We start from the raw sequence: 26,859 nt of genomic DNA on the forward strand, positions 1-26,859 counted from the left end.
CGTCGCTCCCCGTTCGGAATTGGGTGGCAGTCCGGCTGGTGGATTTTCAGTGCACGAGAATCGGCTTGACCGTCACTCCGTTTTCGGAGTCCTTGACGGCGGCCGAAATCTCGTCGAAGGCGTAGGTCCGCACGAGTTTCTCGAAGGGAAATCGTCCGGCGGCGTGGAGATCCATGAGCTGTGGAATGAAAAGGGCCGGGACGATATCGCCCTCGATGACGCCGTGCACGGTGCGCCCCATCAGCTGGGTGAGGTTCAGGGACACGTCCTTGCCGCTGCCGGCCGAGCCGGCGATCGCCGCGACGCCCGACATCGTCAGCGAGTCGACCGCGCTGCGGGCCGTCTGCGGCAGGCCGACGGCGTCGAGGGCGAAGTCCACTCCGCCGCCGGTGGCCCGGACGAGGTCGCCCGCGATGTCGGGGGCGTCGGCGTGCAGGAGGTGGGTGGCCCCCAGTTCGGCGGCGAGGTCGAGCCGCCCGCGGTGCAGATCGACGGCGTAGATGGGGTCGCAGCCCGCGATCCTGGCCGCCATGATGCCGGCGAGGCCGACCGCGCCGGCGCCGAACACGGCGATGGACGCGCCGGGTTGGGGCGCGAGCACGTTGAGGACGGTCCCCGCGCCGGCCTGGAGCCCGCAGCCGAGCGGGCCGGCGAGCCGCAGGTCGAGATCGTCCCGGACCTTGATGACCGACCGCTGGGGGACGACGACGTGTCCGGCGAAGGAGGACTGCCCGAAGAAGTGGCCGTTGAGTTCGGCGCCGTCCCTGTCGTGGTAGGCGGTGCTGCCGTCCGTTCGGCGGCCGCGCAGGTTCAGCGGGCCCCAGTACGCGCAGTGCATGGGGTGCGCGGACCGGCAGTTGCGGCAGCGCCCGCAGCTCAGCGGGGCCAGGACGACCCGTTCGCCGACCGCGCAGGTGTCGACGCCGACACCGACCGCCTCGACGATGCCGCTGCCCTCGTGGCCCAGGACGGCCGGCAGCGCGGGGGGCAGCACCTGGTCGCGGACCAGCAGGTCGGTGTGGCAGACGCCGCTGGCGACGATCCGTACCCGGACCTCGTCGGGCCGCAGTTCGTCGGCGACCGATATCTCTTCGATCCGGAAATCCCCCGCCCTGTCGCGAAGAACAGCGGCCCGAGTCGTAACCATCCACTCTCTCCCCTGCCAGGCAATTACGTTCTCCGAGACTCCGTCGCCGGTTCGTGATCCACAACCCCTAGAAAACCGGTACGGCCACCGCCGGAGAACTCGGCACGGCCACCCCCTAGAAATCCACTACCGCTCATTCCGGATATTTAGGGGTTGTCGGAGCGGACGGCCGCTGCGACATTCGGGAGAACAGCGATACGCCGAGAGGAAGGGCACAGGCGTCCCCACGATGAGCAATGTCAGGACGGACAGCGATTGGATCCGCCGGTACCACCCGTCCGCGAAGGCCGCGATCCGTCTGGTCTGCTTTCCGCACGCGGGTGGTTCCGCCAGCTACTTCCGTGGCATCTCGGCCGCGCTGGCACCGGAGGTCGAGGGCCTCGCGGTCCAGTACCCGGGCCGGCAGGACCGCAGGAGCGAGCCGCCGTTGCGCAGCATCGAAGAGCTCGCCCGGGGCGCCGCTGCGGCGATCGCCCCCTGGGCGGACGGCCCGCTGGCCCTGTTCGGGCACAGTATGGGGGCGATGGTGGCGTTCGAGGTCGCCGCGTCACTCGCCCGTGACGGCATCGCCCCGTCCGTGGTCTTCCTCTCCGGTCGCCGGGCCCCGTCCCGGGTGCGGGAGGAGAACGTACGGCTTCGCGACGACGCGGGAATCATGGCGGAACTCCGCCGACTCGGCGGCACGGACGCCGCGTTGATGGAGGACGAGGAGCTGCGGCAGATGGTTCTGCCCGCGCTGCGCGCCGACTACCACGCCGTGGAGACCTACCGCCCGCGCCCCGGCACCGTACTCGACTGCCCGGTCGTCGCCCTCGTGGGCGACGCGGACCCCCGGACCACCGTCGAGGAGGCCCGGGCCTGGTCCGAGCACACGACCGGCCCGTTCGACCTGAAGGTCTTCCCGGGCGGCCACTTCTACCTGAACTCCCAGGTCCCGGCGGTGCTCGACGTGGTGCGTACACGGCTGCGCTCCCCCGAGACCGCCGCGTAACCGGCGACTCGTTCTCTCTCTCACGCGGAGGTGCCCACGATGTCCCAGATCAAGGTTCTCCTGGTAGGCGGCCCGTCCTACTTCCCCGACGAGGAGCGCGTCCAGTTCACGACCTCGCTCGCGGAGAAGATCAAGCACCGGTTCGGGGCGGGCTACGAACACTTCGTCCACGAGGGGGACTTCACTACGCTCGACGACGAGCGGCTGGCGGTGTTCCACTGGACGGCGCGCACCGCCATCGCGGAGTGAGCGCCGGGTGACCGCCAGCAGTCTGGCCGAGTTGCGCGAGATCCGTGCGCGGGCCCTGGCCGGCCCCAGTGAGACGGCGACCGAGGCACAGCACGCCAAGGGCAAGCTGACCGCCCGGGAGCGCATCGGGCTCCTCCTCGATCCGGGTTCCTTCCGAGAGGTCGAGCAGCTGCGCCGGCACCGGGCGACCGGTTTCGGCCTGGAGGCCAAGAAGCCGTACACCGACGGTGTGATCACCGGTTGGGGCACGGTGGAGGGCCGTACGGTCTTCGTCTACGCCCACGACTTCCGCATCTTCGGCGGCGCGCTCGGCGAGGCCCACGCCACCAAGATCCACAAGATCATGGACATGGCCATCGCGGCCGGGGCCCCGCTGGTGTCGTTGAACGACGGCGCGGGCGCCCGCATCCAGGAGGGCGTCAGCGCCCTCGCCGGGTACGGCGGCATCTTCCAGCGCAACACGAAGGCGTCGGGTGTCATCCCGCAGATCTCGGTGATGCTGGGCCCGTGCGCGGGCGGCGCGGCCTACTCCCCCGCCCTCACGGACTTCGTCTTCATGGTCCGCGAGACCTCGCAGATGTTCATCACCGGACCGGACGTGGTCAAGGCGGTGACCGGCGAGGAGATCACGCAGAACGGCCTGGGCGGTGCGGACGTGCACGCCGAGACCTCCGGCGTCTGCCACTTCGCGTACGACGACGAGGAGACCTGCATCGCGGAGGTGCGCTACCTCCTGTCGCTGCTGCCGCAGAACAACCGCGAGCTCCCGCCGCGCGTGGAGTGCACCGACCCGGCCGACCGTCGCTCGGAGGTCCTGCTCGACCTGGTCCCGGCGGACGGCACCCGGCCGTACGACATGGCCAAGGTCATCGAGGAGATCGTCGACGACGGCGAGTACCTGGAGGTCCACGAGCGCTGGGCCCGCAACGTCATCTGCGCCCTGGCCCGCCTCGACGGCCAGGTGGTCGGCATCATCGCCAACCAGCCGCAGGTCCTCGCGGGCGTACTGGACATCGAGGCGAGTGAAAAAGCCGCGCGCTTCGTGCAGATGTGCGACGCGTTCAGCATCCCCCTGATCACCCTGCTGGACGTGCCGGGTTTCCTCCCCGGCGTCGGCCAGGAGCACGGCGGCATCATCCGCCACGGCGCGAAGCTCCTCTACGCCTACTGCAACGCCACCGTGCCGCGCGTCTCCCTGATCCTGCGCAAGGCGTACGGCGGCGCCTACATCGTCATGGACAGCCAGTCCATCGGCGCCGACCTCACCTATGCCTGGCCGACCAACGAGATCGCGGTGATGGGCGCCGAAGGCGCCGCCAACGTCATCTTCCGGCGTCAGATCGCCGAGGCGGAGGACCCGGAGGCCATGCGGGCGCGGATGGTCAAGGAGTACAAGTCCGAGCTGATGCACCCGTACTACGCCGCCGAGCGCGGCCTGGTCGACGACGTCATCGACCCGGCGGAGACCCGCGAGGTCCTCATCGCGTCCCTGGCCATGCTCCGCTCGAAACACGCCGACCTGCCCTCCCGTAAACACGGCAATCCCCCGCAGTGACACACCCCGCTCCCCGACCGGCCGGGCTCCCGTGACATCACGGGAGCCCGGCCGGTCGCGTGCGCTGTGACTCCGCCTGTTTGACCGGCCGGCCGACGGGTCCTGGCGGGGGCGTCGAACACCAGCCGGTACCCGGGCCGGGCCCCGAGCGGAGCCGCAGCGGTCATCACCGTCAGTCCAGATTGAGTTCCGGCTGCTCCCGGGGGGCCGGGGCCGGCACCCTCCCGACCGGTTCGCCCGGGGCGCCCGGCCGTGCGGCCCGCGACCTGCTCCAGCGCCTCATGGCCGGCATCTCGATCCCTTCGTGCAGCAGCCACGCGGCGAGCAGCGCCACGACGAACCCGGCGGCCCACAGCCCGAGCGCGGCAGGGGTGCTCCACGTCTCGACGGGCCCGATGACACGGTGCCCGTAGTGCAGCACCAGCCAGTGCACCATGTAGAACGCGAAGGAGATCTCGCCGAGCCGCACCATCACCTTGCTGCGCAGGCCCCAGGTGGAGGTGCCGAGGCGGTCGGCCTCCGCCGCGGCGGGGACGAGAAGGGCCAGCGGGATGATGCTGGCCGCGGCGAAGGAGTAGTACATCGGGACCTTCACGACGACGTAGTAGTCGCAGACCGCCAGGATCACCGCGGGGGCGAAGCCCAGCTTGATCCAGCGGCCGGTCAGCACGATGCGCGCCATCACGATGCCCACCACGAACTCGAAGAGGTGGGCCAGCGGGAAGACCTTCATGAACCACGAGCCGTAGAAGGTCACGTCGTAGCCGGGGATCACGGGCTGCTGGGGCAGCAGCGAGGTGAGGAGCGGGGTGCACATCACGATGGCGACGGCGACGACCGCCGCGGGCCACAGCAGGGCCGGCCGTATCTTGCGGACGAGCCAGATGATCAGCGGGAAGGCGAGGTAGAAGAGCGCCTCGCAACACAGCGACCAGGACGGCGCGTTCAGGCTGACCATCGTGTCCGACCAGGGGAACCAGGAGTGCAGCAGGAAGAGGTTGAGCGTCCCCACGTGCCAGTTCAGCACGAGTCCGGGGGACTTGACCGTGGCCAGCAGGACGAGCGCCATCGCCCAGGTGACGACGTGCAGCGGATAGATCTTGGCCAGCCGCCGGCGCCAGAAGCCCCGCACGGTGTCATGGGGTCTGGCCGACCAGGTCAGCACGAAGCCGCTGAGGACGAAGAAGAACGAGACGCCGTACCTGCCGCCGGGTTCCAGCACGCGATGGGTCCAGGAGGCGACCCCCTGATCGCTGAAGACCGATTCGATCGACGCGTGCGTAAAAAAGACCAGTAAGGCAGCGATAAAACGCATTCCGGTCAGCGACGGGAGACGCGCGCCGGGTGGCCTCTGATTGTTTTCGAGCATGCCGGATGGCCTCCGAGTTGTATGGCAGCCTTGACCGATCTGTGCTGGAAAACACATTACTTTAGGCCCGGATCGGCGCGGCCCCTAAAAATCCCCAGGGAAAACGGAGGCAAATACTCCGTCTCGCCGGTGCAAAAATTCGCCGACCACGCGACCGGACAGTGCAGGGCATGCCGTAACGCGGCCCGCGTTACGGCATGAGACTTCCCTAATGGGGGGTGGTGGTAGTTGTAGGGAGTGGGCAACGATCAGTCACGGATCCGCAGTGATCAACTGCTTGATCACGGAGGCCCCGAACCCGACCGACACCGCGGGGACGGGGCCGGCACCAGGAGCGGGCAGGGAGATGAACCCGCCCAAAACTTTCCGCACCGATGACGCCGCGCACCGCTAAGGCAAGAGACGATCACCAAGCGGGAGAGAATCCGTGAAACACTTGGAAAGGGTCACCGAATTCAACGTTCTCAACTCCCTCCTGGATAATGCCGCGCAAGGCGACGGAGGCATCGTGATTGTGCTCGGCCCGCAGGGGTCGGGCAGGACGACACTCATTTCGGCTGTCGCGAGAACGGCGACCTCCCGTGGGTTCGAGGTGGAGACGATCGCCTTCCCGCACCTCTCGAAGCCCCTGCCGCTGGAATCCCCGGCCCGGCCCGGCACGATGCCCCGGCTGCTCTGCGTCGACGACGTGCAGGACGCCGACGTCGCCTCGCTGCGGGCGATGACCGGGCTCGCCCGGGACGTACAGTCGCGCCCGGTGCTCCTCGTCCTCGGGGAGAGGTCCACCCTGCACCGGACGCACCGGCGGGAACTCGCCGAACTCGCCGGCCGGCCGCACTGCCGCACCCTGCACATGGGACAGCTTTCCCCCACGGCGGTCGCCCGCATGGCCGCGCGGCAGTTCGGACTGACGCTGGACAGCGGCACCACGGCCGAGCTGATGCAGCTGGCGGGCGACAACCTGTCCCTGCTCAAGGCGCTGCTCTCCGACTACCAGCGGCTGTGGGAGGGGGGCGCCGTCGCCCCCTCGGTCGCCGAGGTACCGGGCGCGTGCTACCGCGAGGCGGTGCTGAGCTGCTACCACCGCAGCGGCGCGGAGGCCCGGGAGGTGGCCCAGGCCATCGCCGTCCTCGACGAGCACAGCACGGCGCGAAGCCTGGCCGAGGTGGTCGGCACGACCCCGGAGAACACCGCCCGGACGCTGACCGCCCTCGCCTCGGCCGGTCTGGTGGCCCACAGCCGTTTCCGGCACCCGCTGGCCGCCCAGGCGATCCTGGCCTCCATCCCGTTACAGCAGGGCTCCGCATTACGCCGCCGGGCGGCCACCGTGCTGCGGACCATGGGGGTGCAGGCGGTCAAGGTGGCACAGGTGCTGATCGCTGCGGACCACACCGACGCCTCCTGGACCGACTTCCTGGCCCAGGAGGCCGCCGCCCAGGCGCTGGCGCTCAACGACCGCCAACTGGCGGTCAGGACCCTGTGGCTGGCGGTGCGCGGCATGCCCGACGGCGCACGGCGCGCGGAGACCCTGAGCCGGATCGCCGAGATCCAGTCGGCCGCCGACCCCGAGCTCTGCGCCCAGTGCCTGCACGAAGCGCGTGCGCTGATCGGCGCCGACGCGTTGTGGCAGAAGCAGTCCTCTCTGCTCAGCGAGCAGATGGCGCGGCGCGGCATGGCCGCGGAGGCGGTCGCCGAACTGGAGGCGGTGGCCGGCCGGCTCGATGCGCGGCGACTGCCGGCGCAGGCCGAGCTGGAGGCCGACCGCCTCCTCCTCTGCGGCGACTACCCGGCGCTCACCCGTACGTCGTCGGCACGTCTGGACGACCACGCGAGGACCGCCGAACTCAGCGCCGCCTCCAACCGGTTCGCGGCGGCCTGGCCCCTGGTGCGGATGCTGACGAGCGAACAGCCGGATCCCGCCGCCGCCGAAGCCGCGTCCAAGGCGGTGTACGCCTCCTCCTGCACCGAGAACTCCGCGCCCGCCGTGCTGGCCGCCCTCTCCGCGCTGCTGTACGCGAAGGAGTGGAAACTCGTCCATTCCCTCACGGACAAGCTGGTGGACGAGGCCGCGGTGCGACGCGCCCCCGTGTGGCAGGCCCGGTTCCTCGCGATACGGGCCGAGGCGTCGCTGGGTGAGGGGCGGTACTCCGACGCGGCCGCGGCCGCCGAGGAGGCCATGGCCATGCTGCCCACGCCGTCCTGGGGCGCCCGGTTCGGCGGCCCGCTGGCCTCGCTCCTGCTCGCCCGGGTCATGACCGGCGAACTGACGGACGCCGCGGAGCGGTCGGCGCAGCCCCTGCCCACCGGCTCGCTGGACACCCGGCACGGACTGAGGTTCCTGTACGCCCGCGGTCACCTCGATCTGGCGCGGGGCCGGGCCGAAGCGGCGCTCGCGGACTTCCTCACCTGCGGACGGCTGCTGATTGCCTGGGGCGTCGACCACGAGCACATCCTGCCGTGGCGGCTCGCGGCGGCCGGTGCCCAGTTGCTGCGGGGCGACCACGAGGCCGCGGTGGACCTCGTCGACGAGCGGAACGCCCGGCTGGAGGCCCCCGGCCGGCCGATGAGCGCCGACGAGGGCTACCGCTCGGCGCGTGAGCACCTGTACGACGCGCTCGCCGGGGCCGTGGAGCGCGGCGAACTCGTCGAGTCGATCAGGACCCTGACCCTGGACGAGACGGCTCCGCCCAGCGAGAGACCCGCCCGCTACCAGATAGAGGACCGGTTCTCCCGCTACCTCAACAAGCTCACCTTCTCCGAGCGGAAGGTGGCCATGCTCGCGGCGACCGGCAGCAGCAACCGGGTCATCGCCCGCTCCCTGTCGCTGAGCATCAGCACGGTCGAACAGCACCTCACGCACACCTACAAGAAGCTCGGTGTCGCGGGACGGCAGCAACTGCGCGCCATGATCGGCTGAACCGCGCCTCCCCGTACGAGCACCCCCCGATCCGACGGGCCGGACCCCGCGCCCGCCGCACGACGACCAGGGTTCCGCCGCCCGCCACCGCGTGGCCGGACGGGCGGGATCCCCCTGCCACACGAAGGAGAAGGACGGCATGCTGACTTCCGTCAAGGACGGAGCGTGGACGGTGGGAGCGGCTCCCGGAGCGCTGCCGGTGCTCGGTCATTCGCGCCAGATGCGCCAAGACCCGCTGGGCTTCCTCAGCTCCCTGCACGAGTACGGCGACATCGTCTCGATCCGCATGGGGCCCACGCCGCTCAACGTGCTGTGCCGCCACGACCTCGCGCACCATCTGCTGGTCGAGCGCTCCAAGGACTTCGGCCGGGGCGGTCCCTTCCTCGAGAGGTCCCGCACGATCATGGGCAACGGCCTGGCCACGTCGACCGGGCCGGAGCACATGCGGCAGCGCCGGATGTCACAGCCCGCCTTCCACTCCCAGCACATCAAGTCGTACATGCGGGTCATGCAGGAGGAAGCGGACGCCATGGCCGGCGGCTGGCGGTCCGGTCAGGAGGTCGACATCGTCAAGGAGATGCACGACCTCACCACCCGGGTCACGCTGCGCTGCTTCTTCTCCATGTCGACCAGCGGGTCCGAGTCGGCCGGGACCGTCAACCAGGCGGCGGACTCGCTGGACCGGCTGACGGCCGGCATGTACAAGCAGATGACGGCGCCCCTCGCCATCCTCGGCAAGCTGCCCACCGCCGCGAACCGGCGGTACCAGGAGGCGGTGCGCCAGTTCGACGAGACGGTCGACAGGATCATCGCCGACCAGCGCCGCAGCACGACCCGCGACGACCTGCTCGGCCTGCTGATGTCGGCCCAGGACGAGGACACCGGGTCCACGTTCAGCGACGAGGAACTCCACGACCAGGTCATCACCTTCCTCGCCGCCGGCATCGACACCACCGCCAACACCCTCTCCTGGGCCCTGGGGCTGATCGCGCAACACCCGGACGTGCAGCAGAAGTTCCAGGCCGAGATCGACTCCCTGCTCGGCGGCGAGGACGTGTCGTACGACAACATCCGCGCGCTGACGTACGTCAACGCGATCCTGGACGAGACGCTGCGCCTCTACCCGCCGTTGTGGATGCTGACCCGCCGGGCGCTGCGCGACACCACGCTGGGCCCGCACCGCTTCCCGGAGGGTACCCAGTTCGCGGTCAGCCCGTACGCCCTCCAGCGCGACCCCCGCGTGTTCGAGGAGCCCGAGCTGTTCGACCCCGAGCGGCGCAAGCGGCAGCCCGACATCCCGCGCAACTCGTTCATCCCGTTCGGGGCGGGCGTGCACAAGTGCATCGGCGACGCGTTCGCCCTCACCGAGTCCACCATCGCGCTGGCCACGATCGGGCGGCGCTGGCACCTGCGCCTCGCGCCGGAGAGCACCCCGCTCAAGCCGCAGACGGAGATGACGATGGGCCCCGCGTCGGTGCGCGTGACCCTCGTCCCCCGGACGGCATAACCGCCGCGCCCGCCCCGCGGCGGCGCTATCCACGCAGCGCGGTCCTGGCCCAGGCGGCGACCTGGGCCCGTGACTCGATGTCGAGTTCGCTGCGCAGACGAGCCAGGTGGGTGGCCACCGTCCGCGGGGAGACGCCCAGCCGACTGGCGATCTGACTGTTCGTGAGCCCTTCGGCCACGAACCGCGCGATGTCCAGTTTCCTCGCGGACGGCACACCGGTGCGCCGCTCCTCCGCGGTCTCGTGCGGCCACGTCGCGCCCAGCGCGAAGGCCCGCGCGAGCCGCGGGGAGAGGGTGACCGCCGCCCTGCGGACCCGCTGCACCTCAGCCGGGTGCTGCCGGCCCACGAACTCCCGTAACCGCCGCTCCACTTCCTCGTCCAGCCACATCTGCTCCACCGCCCCGCCCTGGTCGCGCAGGGCACGGGCCAGCTCCGCGAGCCGCAGGGCCCGCAGCGGGTCCCCGTCCTCCACGAGGGCCGCGGCCAGCCGGCCGAGCGGCCGGTGCAGCAGCCCGGCGTCGTCCGGCAGCCTGCGCAGCAGCTCTTCGGCGTGGGCCGCGGCCAGGGCGGGCTCCCCCGCGGCCAGAGCGATGTCGGTCGCGGTGTCGAGGGCCTGTACGGCGCCCGCCTCGTCGTACTCGGGCAACGACCCCAGCACGCCGGTGATGATCCGGGATGCCTGATCCAGGTCGCCCGCGGCCATGCTCGTGACGGCCAGGTGCTGGAGACAGGCGGCTTCGTCGAGGACGCCGCCGTACCCCTGCGCGATGGCCAGGGCCTGCCGCGCGGTGGCCTCCGCGGCCGTGTGCTGCCCGATCCGGCGCAGGCAGGAGGCCAGGGTGAGAAAGGCGCGGGCCCGTACGGCCGGGTTCGCGCACGCGCGCCGGCCGCGGGGGCCGTCGGCGGTGTGGCCGGTGTGGCCCTCCCCGATCAGCTCCGTCGCGCGCGAGGCGTAGGCGACCGCGTCGATCAGGAAGTCACCGGCCAGTTTGGCCTCGGCGAGTTCCGTCAGCAGGACAGCACGGTCGGCGCTGTCGGCCGCCATGTGCAGGGCGCGCTCCCCCAGGCGTCCGAGCAGGGCGTGTTCGCCCCGGGCCCGCAGCGCCCTGGCGAGCGCGGCGACCAGCACCACGTGCCGCTCGTCGTCGGCGCGTGCCGTCCACTCGACGGCGCTGCGCAGGTGGTGGTGCACCCGGCAGACCCCGGACAGCGGTTCCCGCGGCACGGTGATGCGCTCCACCACGGGCCGGCAGAGGTCCACCAGCCAGTCGGTCAGCCGGTCGCGGGTGGTCTCCGCCTCCCCGGCCTCCTCCAGCAGCTCGCCCGCGTATCTGCGCACCGATCCGTACTGGCGCAGTTCCGTGCCGTTCGGCGAGTCCACCGCCGCCACCAGCAGGGACTTGGCCCGGAGCTGGGTGAGGAGTTGGGCGCTGTGCTGGGTGGACGGCGCGTCCTCGCCGCAGACCGCGGTGGCCAGGTCCAGGCCGAACGGCCCGGACAGCACCGACAGCCGGCGGAACACGGCCTGCTCGGCGGCGCTGAGCCGGTCGTAACTGGAAGCGAACGCCGACAGGAGGCTCCGGTGCCGGTCGCTCGCGGTGCGGCTGCCGACGGTCAGTGCCTTCGCCGACTGCCGGATGCGGGTCAGCAGTTCGGTGACCGTCAGCAGGCCGACCCAGTGGGCGGCGAACTCGATCAGCAGGGGCAGTCCGTCCAGCTCCACGCAGAGTTCGGCGACGGCGGCGGCGTTGTCACGGCTCAGCGCGAAGTTCGGGTTCCCCGACGAGGCGCGCTCCACGAAGAGCTGGCCCGCCTCGGAGCGCAGCAGCGCCTTGGGGGTGCTCGCGGTCGGGGCGGGCAGGGACAGCGGGTCGAGCCCGAGCACGGTCTCGCAGGGGATGCGGAACGCCTCCCGGCTGGTCGCGAGGATCCGCAGTCCGGGGCAGCGGGACAACAGCGTTTCCAGGGCGTGGGCGTGGCGTTCCACCACGTCCTCGCAGTTGTCGAGCACCAGCAGCACCTGCTGGGCGCCGAGTGCCGCGCACAGCGACTGCTCGTCGGCGTGGTCCGTCCCCGGGGCGAGTGCCGTGGCCAGGAGGTCCACGAACCGCTCGGTGCCGCCTCGTCCGTCCAGGTCGAGCCAGACCACCGTCGCGCCGTCGGCGGATATCGCCTGGACGTGCTGCATGGCGAGCCGGCTCTTGCCCACGCCCGGCGCCCCGGTCACCGTCAGGAGCCGCTTGCCGGACAGGGCCCTGAGGCGCTCCAGCTCCCTGGCCCGGCCGGTGAACTTGTCCAGCCGGACGGGAAAGGTGGCGGCGCCGAGAGGCCGCGGGTGAGCGGTCGACCGCTCCGTGGCGGCCAGTCTGCGCCGGTAGGCCCGCTGACGGCAGGCGTTGGAGCAGTACTGCTTGTGCGTTCTGGTGCGCCGGGTGGACGGTGCGGCGATACGCGATTCACAGATGACGCAGTAGATGGCCGATACTCCCAACGGTCGCGCTCCTCTTCGTCTGGTCCCTTCGCGGTACGGCGATCGTCCGGGAACGGTGCTCCCACGGCGCGGACGACGACTACATCCCCAGCACGGCGCCCGCGGAGAAGAGGCGGGCTCCCGCCGCCACGACCGTCTCGCGGGCCGGCGTGGCGATCGCGTGGCGCGGTATGCCGCAGGGGCTCTGGGCGGCCATCCAGGCGGCGAGCTGGGTACGCGAGTGGATGCCGAGTTTGGCGTAGATCCTCTTGGTATGGGAGGCCACGGTGCTCTCGGCTATCTGGAGGTGACCGGCGATCCGCCGGTTGCTCAGCCCCTGCGCGATCAGCATCGCGATCTCGTGCTCGCGCCGGGTCAGCTCCGACGGCTCGCGCGCCGGCAGCCCGTCCGCACCGCCCAGCGCGTAGCTGATGAGCTGCTGGTCGGTGCACGCCTCGGCGGCCCGCCGGATCTCCTCGGCCTCCTCGGCCGTCAGGCGCGCGGTGGCGACGAGGCGCGCGTCCGCGAGTTTGCGTTCCCACCACTGGGGGACGCGTGTCGACTCGCCCGGTCCGTTGCGGAACCTCTCGTGGGCGGTCAGCAGCATCAGGCAGCGGCTGGGCCGGCCGTGGAGCAGCGCGATGAGGGCGAGGCCGCCGATGGGGTAGAAGCAGCTCGGGCCGGAGGAGTTGAAGATGCCGACCGCGGTCCGCATGTGCTCCTCGGCGGCGTCCAGGGCGCCCACGGCGAGATCGCTGGCTCCCGCCACGAAGCGGTAACTGGCGTACTGGAACGGCCCGGCCTGCTCCTCGAAGGACGGAAGGGTGACGGAGACCGCGGCGCACGCCTCGGCGGCCTCGCCGACGCCGAGCAGGAACCAGGCGTAGATGTGCGAGCACGCGGAGAGGCTGAAGTCGTCGTTCAGCTGCCTCGCCAGAGCGATGGACTCCTCGAAGCACCGGCGCGCCGAGGCGTCGTCCTCCAGCCGGACGTAGACGCAGGCGAGCGACGTGAGCGCGCGGACCAGCACGGAGTCCGTGCCCGCGGCACGGGCCGCGGCCACCGCGTCGAGGACGACGGCCAGGTACTCGTCCGACTGGTCGTCCTGGTAGGTGAACCACAGCCCCCACAGGAGCAGGTCGCTGCGGTAGGGCGAGGGCGGGCTGCGGCGCAGCGCCCTGTCGATGAGGCGCCTGCCGTCCTCCTGCCGGCCGTTGTGCAGCCAGATGTTGGCCAGCAGAACCGCCATCAGGTCATGCCGGTCGTCGTCCCGCCTGGACCAGGTCCACTCGACGGTCCGGACGAGATAGTCCACGCGGTCGGCGAACCACTGGTTCTGCTCGCGGGAGAGCATGTAGGCGTGGGTGAGCCGGCGGGCGTGCTCCCATATCCAGTCGGCCAGGCGGGCGTTGGCGGCGGCCGCCTCTCCGTGTTCCGCCAGGCGTACGGCGCCGTACTCGACCGTGCTCTCGGGCCACCGGAAGCGGCTCTTCTCGGAGTCGCCGCACACCCGTTGGATCAGTCCCCTGAACTCCAGCATGTTCAGCGAGCCCACCACGTCCATCGCGCCGAGGCGGCTGTCGTGGCAGACCACGACGGCCGCCTCGGCGTCGAATTCGGTGCCCAGCACCGACAGTCTGCGGAAGACCGCGCGGTCGTCCGGGGTGAGGTGCTGGTAGTGCCGGTCGAGCGGCGATGTCGCCGGTTGGCCGGCCAGGGCCCAGGCCGACGGGTCGCCGACGGCCGGTTCGGCGTCCCGGCGGCGTGCGGCCTGGACGCCGCCGCGCATGCTCGCGTACTCCATTTCCGTCTATCCCCCGTTTCCCGTGTGGGCGGCTCCGCGGCTACCGCTCCACTAGTGATGTCCGCTCGCCGTCAGCGGCTCACAGGTCCCGCAACGGATCCTCGCGGGTTCGCAGTCCGTCCAGCAGCAGGCGCAGCAGCCGGTCGGCGTGTTCCTCGCTGTCCGGCGCCCGCTCGGCGGCCACCGCGATGGCGTGGGTGAAGGTGATCAGGTCCGAGACCGCCAGGTCCGGCTGGAACGAGCCGTCCTCCAGGGCCCGTTCCAGCAGGGGCTCGGCCGCCGCCTCAAGCGCTTCCCGGCAGTAGCGGAACAGCTCGGAGCCGCCGTCCTTGTTGTCCGCGGCGAGCGCCGCGGCGAGTCCGCGCCGCATCGTCAGCCGGACGAGGCTGCGCAGCCAGACGACGATGCCCTCGACCGGCGACCGCGCCGCGCGGAGGTTCTCGGCCTCCGTGCACAGCGCGTCGATCCGTCCCCAGAACACCGCGGCCAGCAGGGCGTCGCGGCTGGCGAAGTGGCGGTAGAGGGTGCCGGAGCCGAGCCCGGCCCGCCGGACGATGTCGTCCAGCGGCACCTCCGTGCCCCGTTCGTCGAACAGCTCGTCCGCGACGGCGACCAGACGGTCGTAGTTCCGCCGGGCATCCGTCCTGGTGGGACGGGAGGGCAGGCTCGGCGGAGCCGGTCTCGAGTGCTGCATCAAGCCTCCATGTTGCAATGCGGAGAGTGTTCCCCGTATGGTACGCCCATACACCCGGAGAGAACTCCCCGCTTTTGGCCGGGCACTCCGACTCGAACAGGCCGTCATCCGTTCGCGAGCATCGGCTCGCCGAAGGAGGCTCCCCACCTTGTCCAGCACCGCACCCCCCGGCCAGGACGCGAGGACCCCCGCGCACCGCGGCGCCATCCTGACCGTCATCCTCTGCGTCCAACTGCTCAGCGCCATCGACATCACCGTCATGAACATGGCCCTGCCCAAGGTCCAGCACGCGCTGGACGTCTCCCCCACCGGGCTGTCCTGGGTGCTCAACGCCTACACCCTGGTGTACGGCGGATTCCTGCTGCTCGGCGGGCGCATGGGCGACATCCTCGGCAACCGCAGGGCGCTGATGACCGGCGTCGCGCTCTTCACGCTGGCCTCCTTCGCCGGCGGCTGCGCCCAGGAGACCTGGTGGCTGCTGACCGCCCGGGCCGTGCAGGGCCTCGGCGCGGCGCTGGCGCTGCCGTCCACCCTGGCGCTGATCGTGCGGACGTTCACCGGCCAGGAGGAGCGCACCAAGGCCCTCGGCATCTCCGTGATGGCCTCCGGTATCGGCTCCACCGGCGGCCTGCTCCTCGGCGGCCTGCTGACGGACCTCGCCTCGTGGCGATGGGTGCTGTTCATCAACGTGCCCATCGGTGTCGCGGTGCTCGCCCTGACCCCGCGGCTGATCCCCTCGGCCGAGCCCCAGGGCGGCCGGTTCGACGGAGCCGGCGCGCTGCTCGGCACCGCGGGCATGAGCGCGCTGGTGTACGGCTTCGTCCACGCCGCCGACGAAGGCTGGTCCAACACGCTCACGGTGGGCTCCTTCGTCGCGGGCGTCGTCCTGCTCGCCCTGCTCGTGCTGGTCGAGTCCCGGCACTCCCAACCAGTCCTGAACCTGGGCCTGTTCACCCACCGCAACCGAGCCGGCGGCTTCCTGGTCTTCGTCTGCTCCGGCGGCGCGATGTTCGGGATGTTCTTCTTCCTGACGCAGTTCGTGCAGAACGTGCTCGACATGAATCCGATCGAGGCGGGATTCGCCTTCTTGCCGATGTCCCTCGGCATGGTCGTGGTGCCGAGGACGCTGACCCCGAAGCTCGTCAAGCGTTACAGCGCGAAGACCTCCATGACGACCGGACTGCTGATGGTCGCCGTCGCGATGGTGTGGCTGACCCAGATCTCGGCGTCGACCGGGTACTTCAGCGGCATCATGCTCCCGATGCTCCTGGCGGGAGCCGGGGTGGGCCTGCTCAACGCGCCGCTCGCCGCGACCATCCTCGCGGACGTCCCGCCGAAGGAGGCGGGCGGCGCGTCGGGCGCGTTGCAGACCGTCGGCATGATCGGTGGTTCGATCGGTACCGCGGTGCTGGTCACGATCTTCGGCAACGCCCTGCGCGGACACGGCGGCGGGACCGGCAAGGCCGCCCTGGCCGACAGCATCGCGACCACGTGCGTGGGCGGGCTGGCGTTCGCGGTCGTGGGGCTGTTCCTGGTGCTGGCCGTCATCCGCACGCCCAAGCCGCAGCCGGCCGAGCAGCGGCAGGCCGTCCGCGCCGCCTGACGGCACGGGAACCCGGCGACCACGAAAAGGAGGGAGTCGGGAAGCGGAGGTGGATCCGCTTCCCGACTCCCTCTTCCCGCCGGAATCGCCCGGTGGACTCAGTCGGATTCCGGGAAGACCCAGCGCGTCGCCGTGTTGAAAAACGGCGCGTTCCATCCCAGCACCTTGGTGGGGATGATCCGGAAACCGGGGCCGCCGTACCCTTGCGGGGTGAAAACACCCTCGTCGGTGGCGACCGTTTCATGGCTGAAGTGCTCCCGGTAGTTGTCCGAGATCACCTGGAGCTTGTCCTTTCCGTACAGCCTTTCGCACCGGCCTTCCACGATGACCACTTCGTCACCGCTTTCGGTGTGGACGGTGACATTGTTGTCCGCCTCCATGTACGCCACGGAGCGGTTCGTCGTCGAGAACCACAGGCTGTCCTGGAGCCAGAACCCCCAGACGGGCCGGGTGTGCGGACGACCGTCCAGCGCCTTGGTGGTCAGCCAGAAGTTCTTCGACTCCCGCAGCCGTTTGTGCGCCCACTCCCAGTCCAGCTGCGGCCCGGTGGCCGTGTAGCTGAATATCCAGGCGGGCTCCGTGACCGGCTCACGGTCCACACGCAGCAACTCCGGGTTGGTCATCGGAATCGCCACCTCCATTCCGTCGAGGCAGGGGTTCTTCACGTTCGCCTCCACGCTAGCGGCGCGGCTGATCGCTACAACCCCTAAGAAGCCACAGTGCGGTGCTGGCCCCGTACGGATTTCCTTCACTGAATCGGGACGCTTTCGCCCGGCCCCGCGAAAAGGTACGATGGCCGAGTTCCACTGGATTTCCGCGGCGCGGCATTCGCCGAAGCGGTCATCCGTCCCCAGCGCCGACTCGGCGGTTCCCCCGTGCCGTACGAGTCGGTCGGTCGCCGCGTTCAGGCCGCCCCGGCGGCGCGGCGCCAGAGCGGTGCGGGAAGGACAGGGCCATCCCCCGAGCCCTCTCCTTCCCGCACCACACCACGTGCCGGCGAGGCGGTCGCCGGCCCCGCTCAGTCGTCGCGGTCGACCCACTCCAAGGCCATCGCGCGGACGACGTCGAGTGCCGAGGTGTCGGCGTCGGTCTCGTCGTAGGCGGCGGCGAGTTGGAGGAAGGCCGCCGCGAACCCGCCGGTCAGCAGGGCGATCCGGTCCTGTGCCCTGCCTATGGTGATCGCCGCGGCCTCCCGCGCCGACACTCCGGCGGGCAACTCCTCGTCGAGGCGGGCCAGTTCGTCCATCAGCAGCGACAGCCGGTCCTGCTCACCGTCCCACGGTTCCTCGGGCATCAGGGTCAGTGCCAGGATGCCCGCGACCAGCCGCCAGATATCGCTCTTCTTCATGCAGAGCATGGTGCCCGACCCGCCCGCTCGTGCCGCGACCGCCGCGGTCAGCAGCCGGAGTCGGCGATGACGAAGTAGCCGGCGGAGGTCTCCTTCAGGGTGTGGCTGACGGCGACGTTGTACAGGCCCATGTTCTGGTTCGAGCCGTTGGCGTAGGTGTAGCCACCGCTCTGGTGCGCGCGACCGGCCTGGACCTGGTTGTAGTTGTTGTCGGTGTAGCACTTGGGCACGGAGCCCGTCGTCGTGGCCGTGACCGACGCGGACGACGCGCCGACGGCGCCGGAGGAGTCGACCGCGGCGACGGTGTAGCTGTAGGAGGTGCCGGCGGACAGGCCGGAGTCGGTGTACGTGGTGCCCGTCGCGGAGCCGACCTTCGTCCCGCCCCGGTAGACGTCGTACGAGGCGGCGCCGCTGACGGAGTTCCACGACAGCGAGGCGCCGGTGTCGGTGGTGCCGGTCACCGTGAGACCGGACGGCGCGGGCAGGGACCCGGTGCCGCCGCCCTGGCCGCCACTGCCGTCGAGACCCCAGAACTTCGCGGTGTAGTAGCTGGAGCAGATGTAGCCGAGGTAGTAGGACCCCGTGGTGCCGCACTGGTCGGCGCCCGAGCCGGGGTTCACGGCGAGGCCGTGTGCCATGCCGGAGATCGAGAACAGGGCGACGGCGGGCTTGCCGGTGCTGTCGTCGTAGACGCTCTCGGTGGTCCCGCCGGTCAGGCTCTGGGTGCTGGAGGCGGTCTGGCCGATGCCCCAGACGTCGGTCCACTGGTCGCGCAGCTCGGTGCCGTTGGCCGGGGTGACGGTGGTGTCGGAGGTGCCCTGCCAGATGGCGACCCGCGGCCACGAACCCGTGTAACCAGGATAGGAGTTGCGGACCTTGTCGCCCCACTGCTTCGGGGTGAGGTTCTGGCCGCTGTACTGGCAGCCGGAGGCGGCGGTCTGCGTGGTGGCGCACTGCGCGGGCAGGCCGGAGTCGACGGAACCGCCGGCGAAGACGTCCGGGTAGTCGGCGAGCAGGTCCGCGGTCATGCCGCCGCCGGCGGACAGGCCGGTGACGAAGATGCGGCTGCGGTCCGAACCGTACTGCGCCGCGGCGGTGTCGACCATCTGCATCACCGAGGCCGCCTCGCCCTTGCCCCGGGTGTCCTTGGTCGAGTCGAACCAACTGAAGCAGGACAGACTGTTGTTGGCCGAGCTGGTCTGCGGGTAGACCACGGCGAAGCCCCACTGGTCGGCGAACTTCTGCCAGCCGGAGTGCGCGTGGTAGTCGCTCGCCGACTGGGTGCACCCGTGCAGAGCCACCACCAGCGGCGCGTCGGCGGGCAGGTTGGCCGGGGCGTACTCGTACATCGCCAGGTTGCCGGGGTTCGAGCCGAAGCTGGTGACCTGGGTGAGGGTGCCGGCGGCCGCCGCGCTCGTCGCGAGGGGGGCGGCCACGGTCAGGCCCGCGGCGCAGACGCCCAGGGCGGCGGACAGTGCGGTGCGCCGGATGAACCGACGCCAGAGGGAGTGAGGCATGGTGCGACTCCGATGAGTGGTGGGGTGAGAGGAGGGAGCGCGGGCGCGGCACGCCGCCCGGCGGTCCCGCCCCGCCCGGCTCCCGCCCGTGCCCGCCTCCGCGGCCGGCCACCACGGCGTCCCGCCGCGGCCGGTCCGCTGTCGTTCCGGCTTGCTGTCGTTCCGGCTTGCTGTCGTTCCGGTTGTTGGTAGCGGACCGTACGACCGGTCGGGGCCACCGCGACATGTGGGGGACAGCCAGGACCGCGGTGCCCGGCGTGGCGCGTCCACCCATGGTGTCGGCGGTGGCGCCGTGACATGCGACGCGCCGCACGGACCGGCGCGTCCGCGGCCGCCGGGCGTTCCCGGCGGGCAGGGGCCTCAAGTCCGCCCGCCGGACCGCCGGCACATGGTGACGGAAGCCATCTCCCGCTGGGAAAATGTGTCGCCGACCCACGTGTCTCACCTCGTGGTTCCTCCCTAGCGTGGTCGGCCATGGACAGCACCAAGAGCTCCGACGAGGGCTCGCCCCAGCATCCCGGGCCCGGTGACACCACCGCGTCCGGTCCGGCCTCGACCGGGTTCCTCACCGGCCGCAAGGTTCTGGTCACCGGTGCGGCCAGCGGGATCGGCCGGGCCTGCGCCGAGGGCTTCGCCGCGGCCGGTGCCGAGGTCTACGTGGTGGACCGGGCCGCCGAGGCCGCCAAGGAGGTGGCCGGGGCGATCGGCGGCATCGCGGTCGTGGCCGACCTCTCCGAGGCCGACGCCGTGGACGCGCTGCCGGACGACGCCGACATCGTGGTCAACAACGCGGGGCTGCAACATGTCGCCCCCGTGCACGAGTTCCCCCCCGAGCGCTTCACGCTGATCCAACGGGTCATGGTGGAGGCGCCGTTCCGCATCCTGCGCCGCACCCTGCCCCACATGTACGGGCAGGCGTGGGGCAGGGTCGTCAACATCTCCTCGGTGCACGGTCTTCGGGCCAGCGCCTACAAGTCGGCGTACGTCGCGGCGAAGCACGCGCTGGAGGGCCTGAGCAAGGTCGTCGCCCTGGAGGGCGCCCCGCACGGCGTGACCAGCAACTGCATCAACCCCGGCTACGTCCGTACGCCGCTGGTCGAGGAGCAGATCGCCGCCCAGGCGCTCGCCCACGGCATCCCGGCGGCGGACGTGATGGACCAGGTGTTCCTGGACCGCACCGCGATCAAGCGCCTGATCGAGCCGGCCGAGGTCGCCGAGGCGGCCCTGTGGCTGTGCACCGAACGCAGCGGCTACATCACCGGCGTCTCGATCCCCCTCGACGGCGGCTGGACCGCCCGCTGACGGCGGGCCGGGCCGGGCCGCGAGCGCCCCCGGCCGGACCGTGCCGCCGCGGCCCGTCCGTCCCGGCGCTGCCGAGTGCGCTGCCCGGTCAACTCAAGTGCGCTGGTGGGCAATTCCGCACTGTTCGGGGTGTCTAGCCTGGTCGGCGCCGTCCATGACGGATGGCTGAACCACGTGGCACCCATCGAGAGGACAGTGTGGTGGAGAAGCAGCAGCCGCCGGCGACCACGGCACCGGGGGAGTTCGACCCCGACGCCTTCCTGGTCGTTCCGGCCCGGACCTTCGAGGACCTGCGGATCGGGGAGGTCTTCCGCGCCCCCAGCCGCACCCTGACCGACGCCCACGCCGCGGCTTTCCAGACGGTCTCCGCGGACAACCACCCCGTGCACTACGACGCCGAGTGGGCGCGCGGACACGGACACTCGGCACCGGTGGTGCACGGCCTCCAGGTGCTCGCGTTCACCGCTCCGGGGGCCACCCTGTTCCCGCACTTCATCGGGGAGGTCTTCGTCAGCTTCCTCGAACTGTCCGCCCGCTTCCTCGTTGAAGTGCACTCCGGGGACACGCTGTACCCGGCTCTGACCATCACCGGTCTGGAGCCGGACGGCGACACCGGCATCGTCGTCACGGAGGCCACCATCCACAACCAGCGTGGCGAGCTGGTGCTGTCCGGTCAGCACAAGTACCTGCTGCGTCGTCAGTAGACATGCCGGACATCCAGTCCGCGGCGCCGCCGTCGGCCACGGCGGCCGGCCTCCCGGACTCCCTCATGCACGCCACGGGTTTTCTCTCCTTCTTCGACCGGTTCGCGACCGCGCCCATGCTGGTGGTGATCACCGAGGAGGAGGGGATGCCGCTTTCCAGCGCCGTGCAGCTGGTGACGGTCTACGTGCTGCTGTACGCGCTGGGGCAGCCGATGTGGGGCCTGCTCAGTGATCGTCTCGGCCGGCTGCGGATCCTGCGGCTGGCCCTGGTGGGCACTCTGCTCGCGAGCGTGGCGAGCGTGGCCGCCCCTGGCTTGTCCGCACTGCTGGTGGCCCGCGCGGCGACCGGCTTCTTCGTCGGGTCCCTGTTCCCGAGCATGCTGACCGTCGTCGGCGACTCCTACACCGGCGCGGCCAGGGCCCGCGAGATTTCCGGTCTCCAGACCTCCACCGCGCTGGGCACGACGGTCGCGACGCTGGCGGCCGGCGCCCTGGCCGTCTGGGCGGACTGGCGCGTCGTCTTCGCCCTGACCGCCGTGGGGGCCGCGGCCCTCCTGGTGCGGCTGCGCCTGGTCCGGCTTCCGGTCGGTGGCGGGCGGCGCCGCAGTGTGCGCAGTGCCTTCACCGCCTGGCCGCTGTGGACCTACGCGCTCGGGTTCCTCGAAGGCGCGATCCTGCTCGGCATCCTGACCTACGTCGTCCCCGCCCTGGAGCGGGACGGCGTGTCCACCCAACTGGCGGGGGTGCTGGGGGCCACGTACGGCATCGGGATCATCGGCGGCGCCTACCTGGTCAGGCGAGCGGTGGCGCGCGCCGGGCGAACCGTGATGATCGGCATCGGCTGTGCCGTACTGTTCGGCGCCTTCCTCCTGGCGAGCCTTTCCCAAGGCGTCGCGGCGCTGACGGTCACCTCGGTTCTCATCGGCACGTCCAACGCCTTCCTGCACTCGTCACTCCAGGGCTGGGCCACCGAGGTCGCACCGGCCGCGCGGGCCACCACCGTCTCCGTGTTCGTCTGCTCCGCCTTCCTCGGCAGCGCCGCCGCGACGGGTCTTACCGCGGGGATGACCCGGCACGGCTATGGACCGGTCTTCACGGCCACCTGCGTCGCCACCGTGGTGCTGGCCGTCCTCGCGGTCGGCAGTCATGCCGCGTGGTCCCGCCGCCGTACCGGCCGCTGAACGCCGCGCCGAGCGGCCCTGACGCCCCGATGCCCCGATGCGCCAAGCGCATCGGGGCATCGGGCTGCTCAGCCGCCGTGGGCTGTGCTCACGGTGCCTTCCTCAGGGTGAAGTCGCCGGTGGTCGTCTCTCCCTTCGTGAGCTTCACCTTGGCCACGGCCGGCTGGTAGCCGTCCTTGGCCACGGTCACGGTGAGCGGAGCGCCACGGGCGTCCAGCCACAGGGCGAAGGTGCCGTCCTTGGCGGTCTTCAGGGTGTAGTCGGATGCCTTGCCGTCGATCCGGACGGTGGCCCCGGCGAGCGGTGCCGTCCCGCCCGCGCCGTCGGAGCCGAGGACCGTACCGGCGTACTTGCCCCAGTTCTTCGGCGGCTCGACGTGCATGGTCACCGGGATCTCGGAGGCGTGGTAGGGCGTGTCGGTGCCCACGCTGAGCCGCGCGGTGTACGCGCCCGGCTGGGTGACCTCGGCGACCGCGGCGTCCAGGGAGACCACCACGGTGGTGCTGGCTCCCGGGGCGAGGGTCGCCCGCCGGGTGTCGACGCCGAGCCAGGTCACGCCCTTGCCCGCACCGGCCTGTTCGTAACCGGGCAGCACCTTGACGGCGGCGGTCGGCTTGGCGCCGACGAGGTTGTTGTTCTTGCCGCCGACGCTGTAGAAGCCAGGTGCGCCGCCGCCGCGGTAGACCGGGGCGTCGGCATTGGGCAGGGCGCTCCAGGTACCGGCCCTGGGATCGAAGGCGAAGCTCTGGTTGGTGACGCCGCCGGGCATCCTGCCGCCGACGGTGAGCAGCAGCCCGTTCGCGGCGGTGTAGGCGGAACCCCAGAGCGTGGTCGGCAGATCGGCGATCCGCGACCAGCTGTCGGACACGGGGTCGTAGGCGTAGGCGTGCTTCGTGTCACCGCTCTCGGCCGTACCGCCGGCGCAGTAGAGCACGCCGTCGATCGCACCGCAGGCCGTCCAGGAGACGGGCTCGGGATACGCGGCCATCCGCGACCAGTTGTCGGTGGACGGGTCGTAGGCGTAGACGTCGGTGGTGCCGCAGGAGGACGCGAGGCAGCCGCCGACGACGTACAGCTTGCCGTCCAGGACCGCGCTGCCGGAGGCCGCGGCGGGCTTGGGCGAGGGGGCACCGGTGGTCCAGGTGTCGGACGACGGGTCGTAGATCTCCAGTTTCGCGTCGGGCGATCCGTCGGTACCCCAGCCGCCGACGGCGTAGAACTTGCCGTCGATGAAGCCCTTGGCCGGTGCCCCGCGGCCGTCGGCCGCCGAGGCCAGCTTCGACCAGGCGCCCGAGCCGGGGTCGTAGCCGTACAGGTCCGGGGTGTAGGTGGTCCCGTTGTAGCCGAAGGCGGAGTAGAGCTTGCCACCGTCCGCGGCGACCGCGTTGTCCGAGGAGCCCACCGGCAGATCCGCCACCGGCTTCCAGGCGTCACCGGCGGCCGCGGATTCGGCCGTCGGCCCGGCGGTGGACTTGCCGGCCCGCTCCCGCAGCGGCGAAGGATCGCCCGGCACCACCTGGAGCGGTGCGCCCTGAGCGGTCTGCTGCCGGAAGCCGCCCGGCCATTCGCCGAGGGTGAAGGTGGCGGGCACGCGGCCGGTGTTGGTCACGGTCAGCTTCTGGGTGCCGGTGGCGCCCCAGGCCAGCGTCTTGTCGACGGCCGCGGGGGTGAAAGTGAGCTGTCCGGCCTCCAGTGAGTAGTCGGCCTCGGTGGTGCTGTCCGCTGCCACCCGCACGGTGCTGTCGGCGGAGGCGTACGCGCCCTTCGCCGCCGTGAAGGAGTGCCGGCCGAGGGTGTCGGAGAACAGCCAGTAGAAGCCGTCGCCGAGCGCGGGGTCGTCCGGAGTGGCGGCGGTCACGCCCGACTGCGCGGCGGTGTCGCCGTTGGTGACGGTGGCTCCGACGATGCCGTGACCGGTGTTGGCGTCGGTGACGGTGCCCGCCACGAGGCCGCCGTCCACCGGGCCGTAGTGCTGCTCGCCGACGAAGACGTTGTCCAGCTCCCACCACCAACCCCAGGTGGCGGTGAAGTGGAACCGCAGCTGGACGGCCTTGGCACCGGCGTAGGCGGTGAGCGGGAGATCGATGTGGTCGGTCACGTTGGTGGCCCGCGACCACACCGTGGTCCAGGTGGCACCGCCGTCGGTGGTGATGTCGACACTGCCGCTCTGGCCGTTGTAACCCTCGTAGTCCGTGTCGAACGAGACCCGGGGCGAGGTGTAGCCGCTGAAGTCGTAGACGGGGCTGAGCAGCGTGCTGTCCTGGTGCTTGCCGCCACCGATGTGGTCGCTGTCGGCCATGGCGAAGGCTCCGCTGCCCCCGGTGTGGTTGCCCCGGTTGCCCGCGTCGGAGAACTCCCAGCCGCCGTCCGTGCCGTCCGCGTCGACGACGCTCCAGCCGGCCGGCGCGGCGGTCGTGGAGTCGAACGACTCGATGGGACCGCTCCTCTTCGTCGCATAGCCCGCGGCGGTGGCCGCCTTGGCGTCCACCGGGACGGCGACGTCGACGGTCCGGGAGGAGTCCGCGACGGTGACGTCCTTGGTCACCGCCTGGTAACCCGGGTACTGCGCGGCGAACTTCAGGGTGTAGTCATGGCCCTCGGGGAGCTGGAGCTTGTAGGTGCCGGTGTAGGGGTCGGTGAAGACCGGTGCGCCGGGCACGCCGTCGGCGGTGACCGTGGCGTACAGCGGCCAGCCGTGGCCGGATCCGTCGGTGACCTTGCCGGTGACGGTCTGGTGGGGCACCGCGGTCAGCACGAACTTCTCCGTGACCGAGCCGCCTTCGGTGACGGCCACCGTGGCCGTCCCGCTGTGGTAGCCGTAGGCGGCGGCGGTGAGGTCGTAGCTGCCGGGCGGCAGGACGAAGCCGTAGTGGCCCTTGCCGTCCGTGGTGGTCCGGTAGTCGCCGGCGGTGACGGACACCCCGGTCAGCGGTGTCCCCGCGGAGTCGGTGACGGTACCGCTGATCTCACCGTGCGGGTAGCTGCGGAAGGCGGTCAGGCCGTTGGGGGTGCCGAGGCCGGTCGGACCGTCGTAGCCGGCCCCGGCGGTGCACGCACGGCCGGCGGCGCAGCTCCCGTTGGCGCCGCTGGTCACGTCGTTGAGGCTGGCGGAGTTGAAGTACGGGTAGGAGTTGGGGTAGGTGTTCGCGGCGGGAGCGCCGGCGGCGGCGTAGACGCCCGCGATGATCGGGGCGGCGGCGCTGGTGCCGCCCATCACCCCCCAGCCGTCGCTGCCGTAGGTCTGGTAGACCGCCACCCCGGTGAGCGGGTCGGCGACGGCCGACACGTCCGACACCGACCGCGTGTCGCATCCGGTGTCGGTCTGGAAGGCGGGCTTGGGCTCGAACTCCGAGCAGCCCGATCCCGGGGCGCCGTAGGCGTTGTACCAGACCGATTCGGACCAGCCGCGGGCACTGGCGGGGTCCTTCTCTAGCGCTGTGCCGCCGACGGCGGTCACGTGCTGCGAGGCCGCCGGATACGTGACGCCGTATCCGTAGTCTCCGGAGGAGGCGACCATCGCGACGCCCGGATGGTCGTAGTGGGCGTCGAACTCGGCCGTCTGGGCGGGGTCCTCACCGCTTCCGGGCGTGCTGTCGTACGAGCTCCCGTAGGAGTTGGAGACGTACTGGGCTCCCTGGGCGACGGCCTGGTCGACGGCGGCGAAGATGTTCTCGAATTCGTCGGTGTCCGCCTCGACCAGCAGGATATGGGCATCGGGCGCGGCCGCGGAGACCATGTCCAGGTCGAGCGACGTCTCAGCCGCCCATCCGGGATCGGCCTCGGGGTAGTCGGTGCCGCCCCGCTGGTCGATCTTGCGCAGGCAGCCGTTGCCGGTGGTGCACGCCGGCAGGCCGTACTGGGCACGGTAGACGGCCAGGTCGGACTCGGCCGTGGGGTCGTCGTAGGCGACCACGACGGCCACCGTCCGGCCCCCGCCCCCGTCGCTCGGCAGGTTGTACGCGCTGCGCAGGTCCGCCGCGCCCCAGCCACTGGGCGCCGCGGTGTCCGCGAGGACTCCCTTCCTTCCGACGACGTCCGTGCGTCGCATGGCGAAACACGAGACCTTGCCGGGCCGGGGTGTACCGCACACCTGCTGAGCGGAAGGCTTCTTCCCCTGTGACGGCGTGTCGGCCGGCTTCGCCGTCGCGACCGTGGCGAGGGGCAGGCCCGCGCCCAGCACCGCCGTCACAACGGAGACAACAACGGCCAGACGTATGGGCGTTCGCCCATAGTCGGGTCTGGACAACCTCGGTATTCGCAACGTGTCACTCCTGTGGGGACGAGCGCTGAGGCCGACCTCTCGCGGCGGCACCGCGGTCGACGGCGACCTGTGTTCGCTGCACACTATTCGCAGATCAATTACTGAAACGTCAAGTAACGGTCGGTAGGCGATATGTCAGGAACATGCCAACCGGCCGGGGGCCACCGCGAACGCCCACCACCACCGCACGAACCCCGGCACCAAGCGCTGACCACGAGTGACATGGCGACGCTCGTACGC

Annotated in this window: 18 protein-coding genes; 9 read left to right on the top strand and 9 right to left on the bottom strand. The window is 71.1% G+C overall.

Translation table 11 applies throughout. The annotated features are described in order from the left end of the window. Positions 1–46: 46 nt before the first annotated feature. Positions 47–1,147 carry an NAD(P)-dependent alcohol dehydrogenase gene (locus AB0927_RS03160; protein ID WP_366665746.1) on the bottom strand — a complete coding sequence of 367 codons (1,101 nt, stop codon included), beginning with the start codon at positions 1,145–1,147 and terminating at the stop codon, positions 47–49. A 229-nt stretch (positions 1,148–1,376) separates the two neighbouring features. Here AB0927_RS03160 and AB0927_RS03165 point away from each other — a divergent pair, with 229 nt between their 5' ends. The 3 genes from AB0927_RS03165 to AB0927_RS03175 are packed head-to-tail and all read left to right on the top strand — an operon-like array spanning position 1,377 to position 3,942. After that, positions 1,377–2,138 (top strand): alpha/beta fold hydrolase, encoded by a 762-nt coding sequence (locus tag AB0927_RS03165; RefSeq protein WP_366665747.1) that lies wholly within the window; start codon positions 1,377–1,379, stop codon positions 2,136–2,138. A gap of 39 nt (positions 2,139–2,177) precedes the next feature. After that, positions 2,178–2,387, top strand: a complete 210-nt coding sequence (locus AB0927_RS03170; RefSeq protein WP_366665748.1) for a DUF5988 family protein — start codon at positions 2,178–2,180, stop codon at positions 2,385–2,387. 22 nt (positions 2,388–2,409) lie between these two features. Continuing rightward, complete coding sequence (locus tag AB0927_RS03175) at positions 2,410–3,942, top strand: acyl-CoA carboxylase subunit beta (RefSeq protein WP_366665779.1); 1,533 nt, start codon at positions 2,410–2,412, stop codon at positions 3,940–3,942. Positions 3,943–4,114: 172 nt separating this feature from the next. Here the strand turns inward: AB0927_RS03175 and AB0927_RS03180 are convergent, their stop codons facing one another. Beyond that, on the bottom strand, positions 4,115–5,311 hold the full coding sequence (locus AB0927_RS03180; protein ID WP_366665750.1) for an acyltransferase: 1,197 nt from the start codon (positions 5,309–5,311) through the stop codon (positions 4,115–4,117). Positions 5,312–5,903: 592 nt separating this feature from the next. Between AB0927_RS03180 and AB0927_RS03185 the strand changes: the two genes are divergently transcribed. Next, a complete protein-coding gene (locus AB0927_RS03185; RefSeq protein ID WP_366665751.1) occupies positions 5,904–8,228 on the top strand; it encodes a LuxR C-terminal-related transcriptional regulator in 2,325 nt (774 codons plus the stop codon). A gap of 139 nt (positions 8,229–8,367) precedes the next feature. Beyond that, on the top strand, positions 8,368–9,735 hold the full coding sequence (locus AB0927_RS03190; protein ID WP_366665752.1) for a cytochrome P450: 1,368 nt from the start codon (positions 8,368–8,370) through the stop codon (positions 9,733–9,735). A gap of 25 nt (positions 9,736–9,760) precedes the next feature. On the opposite strand, the gene AB0927_RS03195 is transcribed toward AB0927_RS03190, so the two are convergent. The 3 genes from AB0927_RS03195 to AB0927_RS03205 all read right to left on the bottom strand — a co-directional run bounded on the left by AB0927_RS03195 (position 9,761) and on the right by AB0927_RS03205 (position 14,703). Further along, positions 9,761–12,226 carry a LuxR C-terminal-related transcriptional regulator gene (locus AB0927_RS03195; RefSeq protein WP_366665753.1) on the bottom strand — a complete coding sequence of 822 codons (2,466 nt, stop codon included), beginning with the start codon at positions 12,224–12,226 and terminating at the stop codon, positions 9,761–9,763. 79 nt (positions 12,227–12,305) lie between these two features. Next, the gene (locus tag AB0927_RS03200) at positions 12,306–14,009 is read right to left on the bottom strand and encodes a LuxR C-terminal-related transcriptional regulator (RefSeq protein ID WP_366665754.1); all 1,704 of its coding nucleotides are present in this window, start codon (positions 14,007–14,009) and stop codon (positions 12,306–12,308) included. Positions 14,010–14,088: 79 nt separating this feature from the next. Further along, entirely contained in the window at positions 14,089–14,703 is a 615-nt protein-coding gene (locus AB0927_RS03205; RefSeq protein ID WP_366665755.1) for a helix-turn-helix domain-containing protein, read from the bottom strand. 148 nt (positions 14,704–14,851) lie between these two features. On the opposite strand from AB0927_RS03205, the gene AB0927_RS03210 reads away from it, so the two are divergent. Further along, a complete protein-coding gene (locus AB0927_RS03210; protein ID WP_366665756.1) occupies positions 14,852–16,306 on the top strand; it encodes an MFS transporter in 1,455 nt (484 codons plus the stop codon). Positions 16,307–16,404: 98 nt separating this feature from the next. Here the strand turns inward: AB0927_RS03210 and AB0927_RS03215 are convergent, their stop codons facing one another. From AB0927_RS03215 to AB0927_RS03225, 3 genes are all read right to left on the bottom strand, one after another. Next, the gene (locus AB0927_RS03215; protein WP_366665757.1) at positions 16,405–16,971 is read right to left on the bottom strand and encodes a pyridoxamine 5'-phosphate oxidase family protein; all 567 of its coding nucleotides are present in this window, start codon (positions 16,969–16,971) and stop codon (positions 16,405–16,407) included. Between the two features lie 353 nt (positions 16,972–17,324). Next, positions 17,325–17,654, bottom strand: coding sequence for a hypothetical protein (locus tag AB0927_RS03220; protein ID WP_366665758.1), 330 nt, complete (start codon positions 17,652–17,654; stop codon positions 17,325–17,327). A 47-nt stretch (positions 17,655–17,701) separates the two neighbouring features. Further along, positions 17,702–19,171, bottom strand: a complete 1,470-nt coding sequence (locus AB0927_RS03225) for a PHB depolymerase family esterase (RefSeq protein ID WP_366665759.1) — start codon at positions 19,169–19,171, stop codon at positions 17,702–17,704. 474 nt (positions 19,172–19,645) lie between these two features. Between AB0927_RS03225 and AB0927_RS03230 the strand changes: the two genes are divergently transcribed. The 3 genes from AB0927_RS03230 (at position 19,646) to AB0927_RS03240 (ending at position 22,358) form a co-directional block, all read left to right on the top strand. Then, positions 19,646–20,473 (top strand): 3-hydroxybutyrate dehydrogenase, encoded by an 828-nt coding sequence (locus tag AB0927_RS03230; RefSeq protein WP_366665760.1) that lies wholly within the window; start codon positions 19,646–19,648, stop codon positions 20,471–20,473. 200 nt (positions 20,474–20,673) lie between these two features. Continuing rightward, positions 20,674–21,177: a MaoC family dehydratase gene (locus AB0927_RS03235; protein WP_366665761.1), complete on the top strand. Its 504-nt coding sequence runs from the start codon at positions 20,674–20,676 to the stop codon at positions 21,175–21,177. Positions 21,178–21,179: 2 nt separating this feature from the next. Then, positions 21,180–22,358 carry an MFS transporter gene (locus AB0927_RS03240; RefSeq protein WP_366665762.1) on the top strand — a complete coding sequence of 393 codons (1,179 nt, stop codon included), beginning with the start codon at positions 21,180–21,182 and terminating at the stop codon, positions 22,356–22,358. An 88-nt stretch (positions 22,359–22,446) separates the two neighbouring features. Here AB0927_RS03240 and AB0927_RS03245 read toward each other — a convergent pair whose 3' ends face one another. After that, complete coding sequence (locus AB0927_RS03245; RefSeq protein WP_366665763.1) at positions 22,447–26,406, bottom strand: carboxypeptidase regulatory-like domain-containing protein; 3,960 nt, start codon at positions 26,404–26,406, stop codon at positions 22,447–22,449. Between the last annotated feature and the right edge of the window lie 453 nt (positions 26,407–26,859).

Origin of the sequence: Streptomyces sp. NPDC048106 (assembly GCF_040706415.1) — a bacterium.
In the GTDB taxonomy this organism is placed as follows: domain Bacteria; phylum Actinomycetota; class Actinomycetes; order Streptomycetales; family Streptomycetaceae; genus Streptomyces.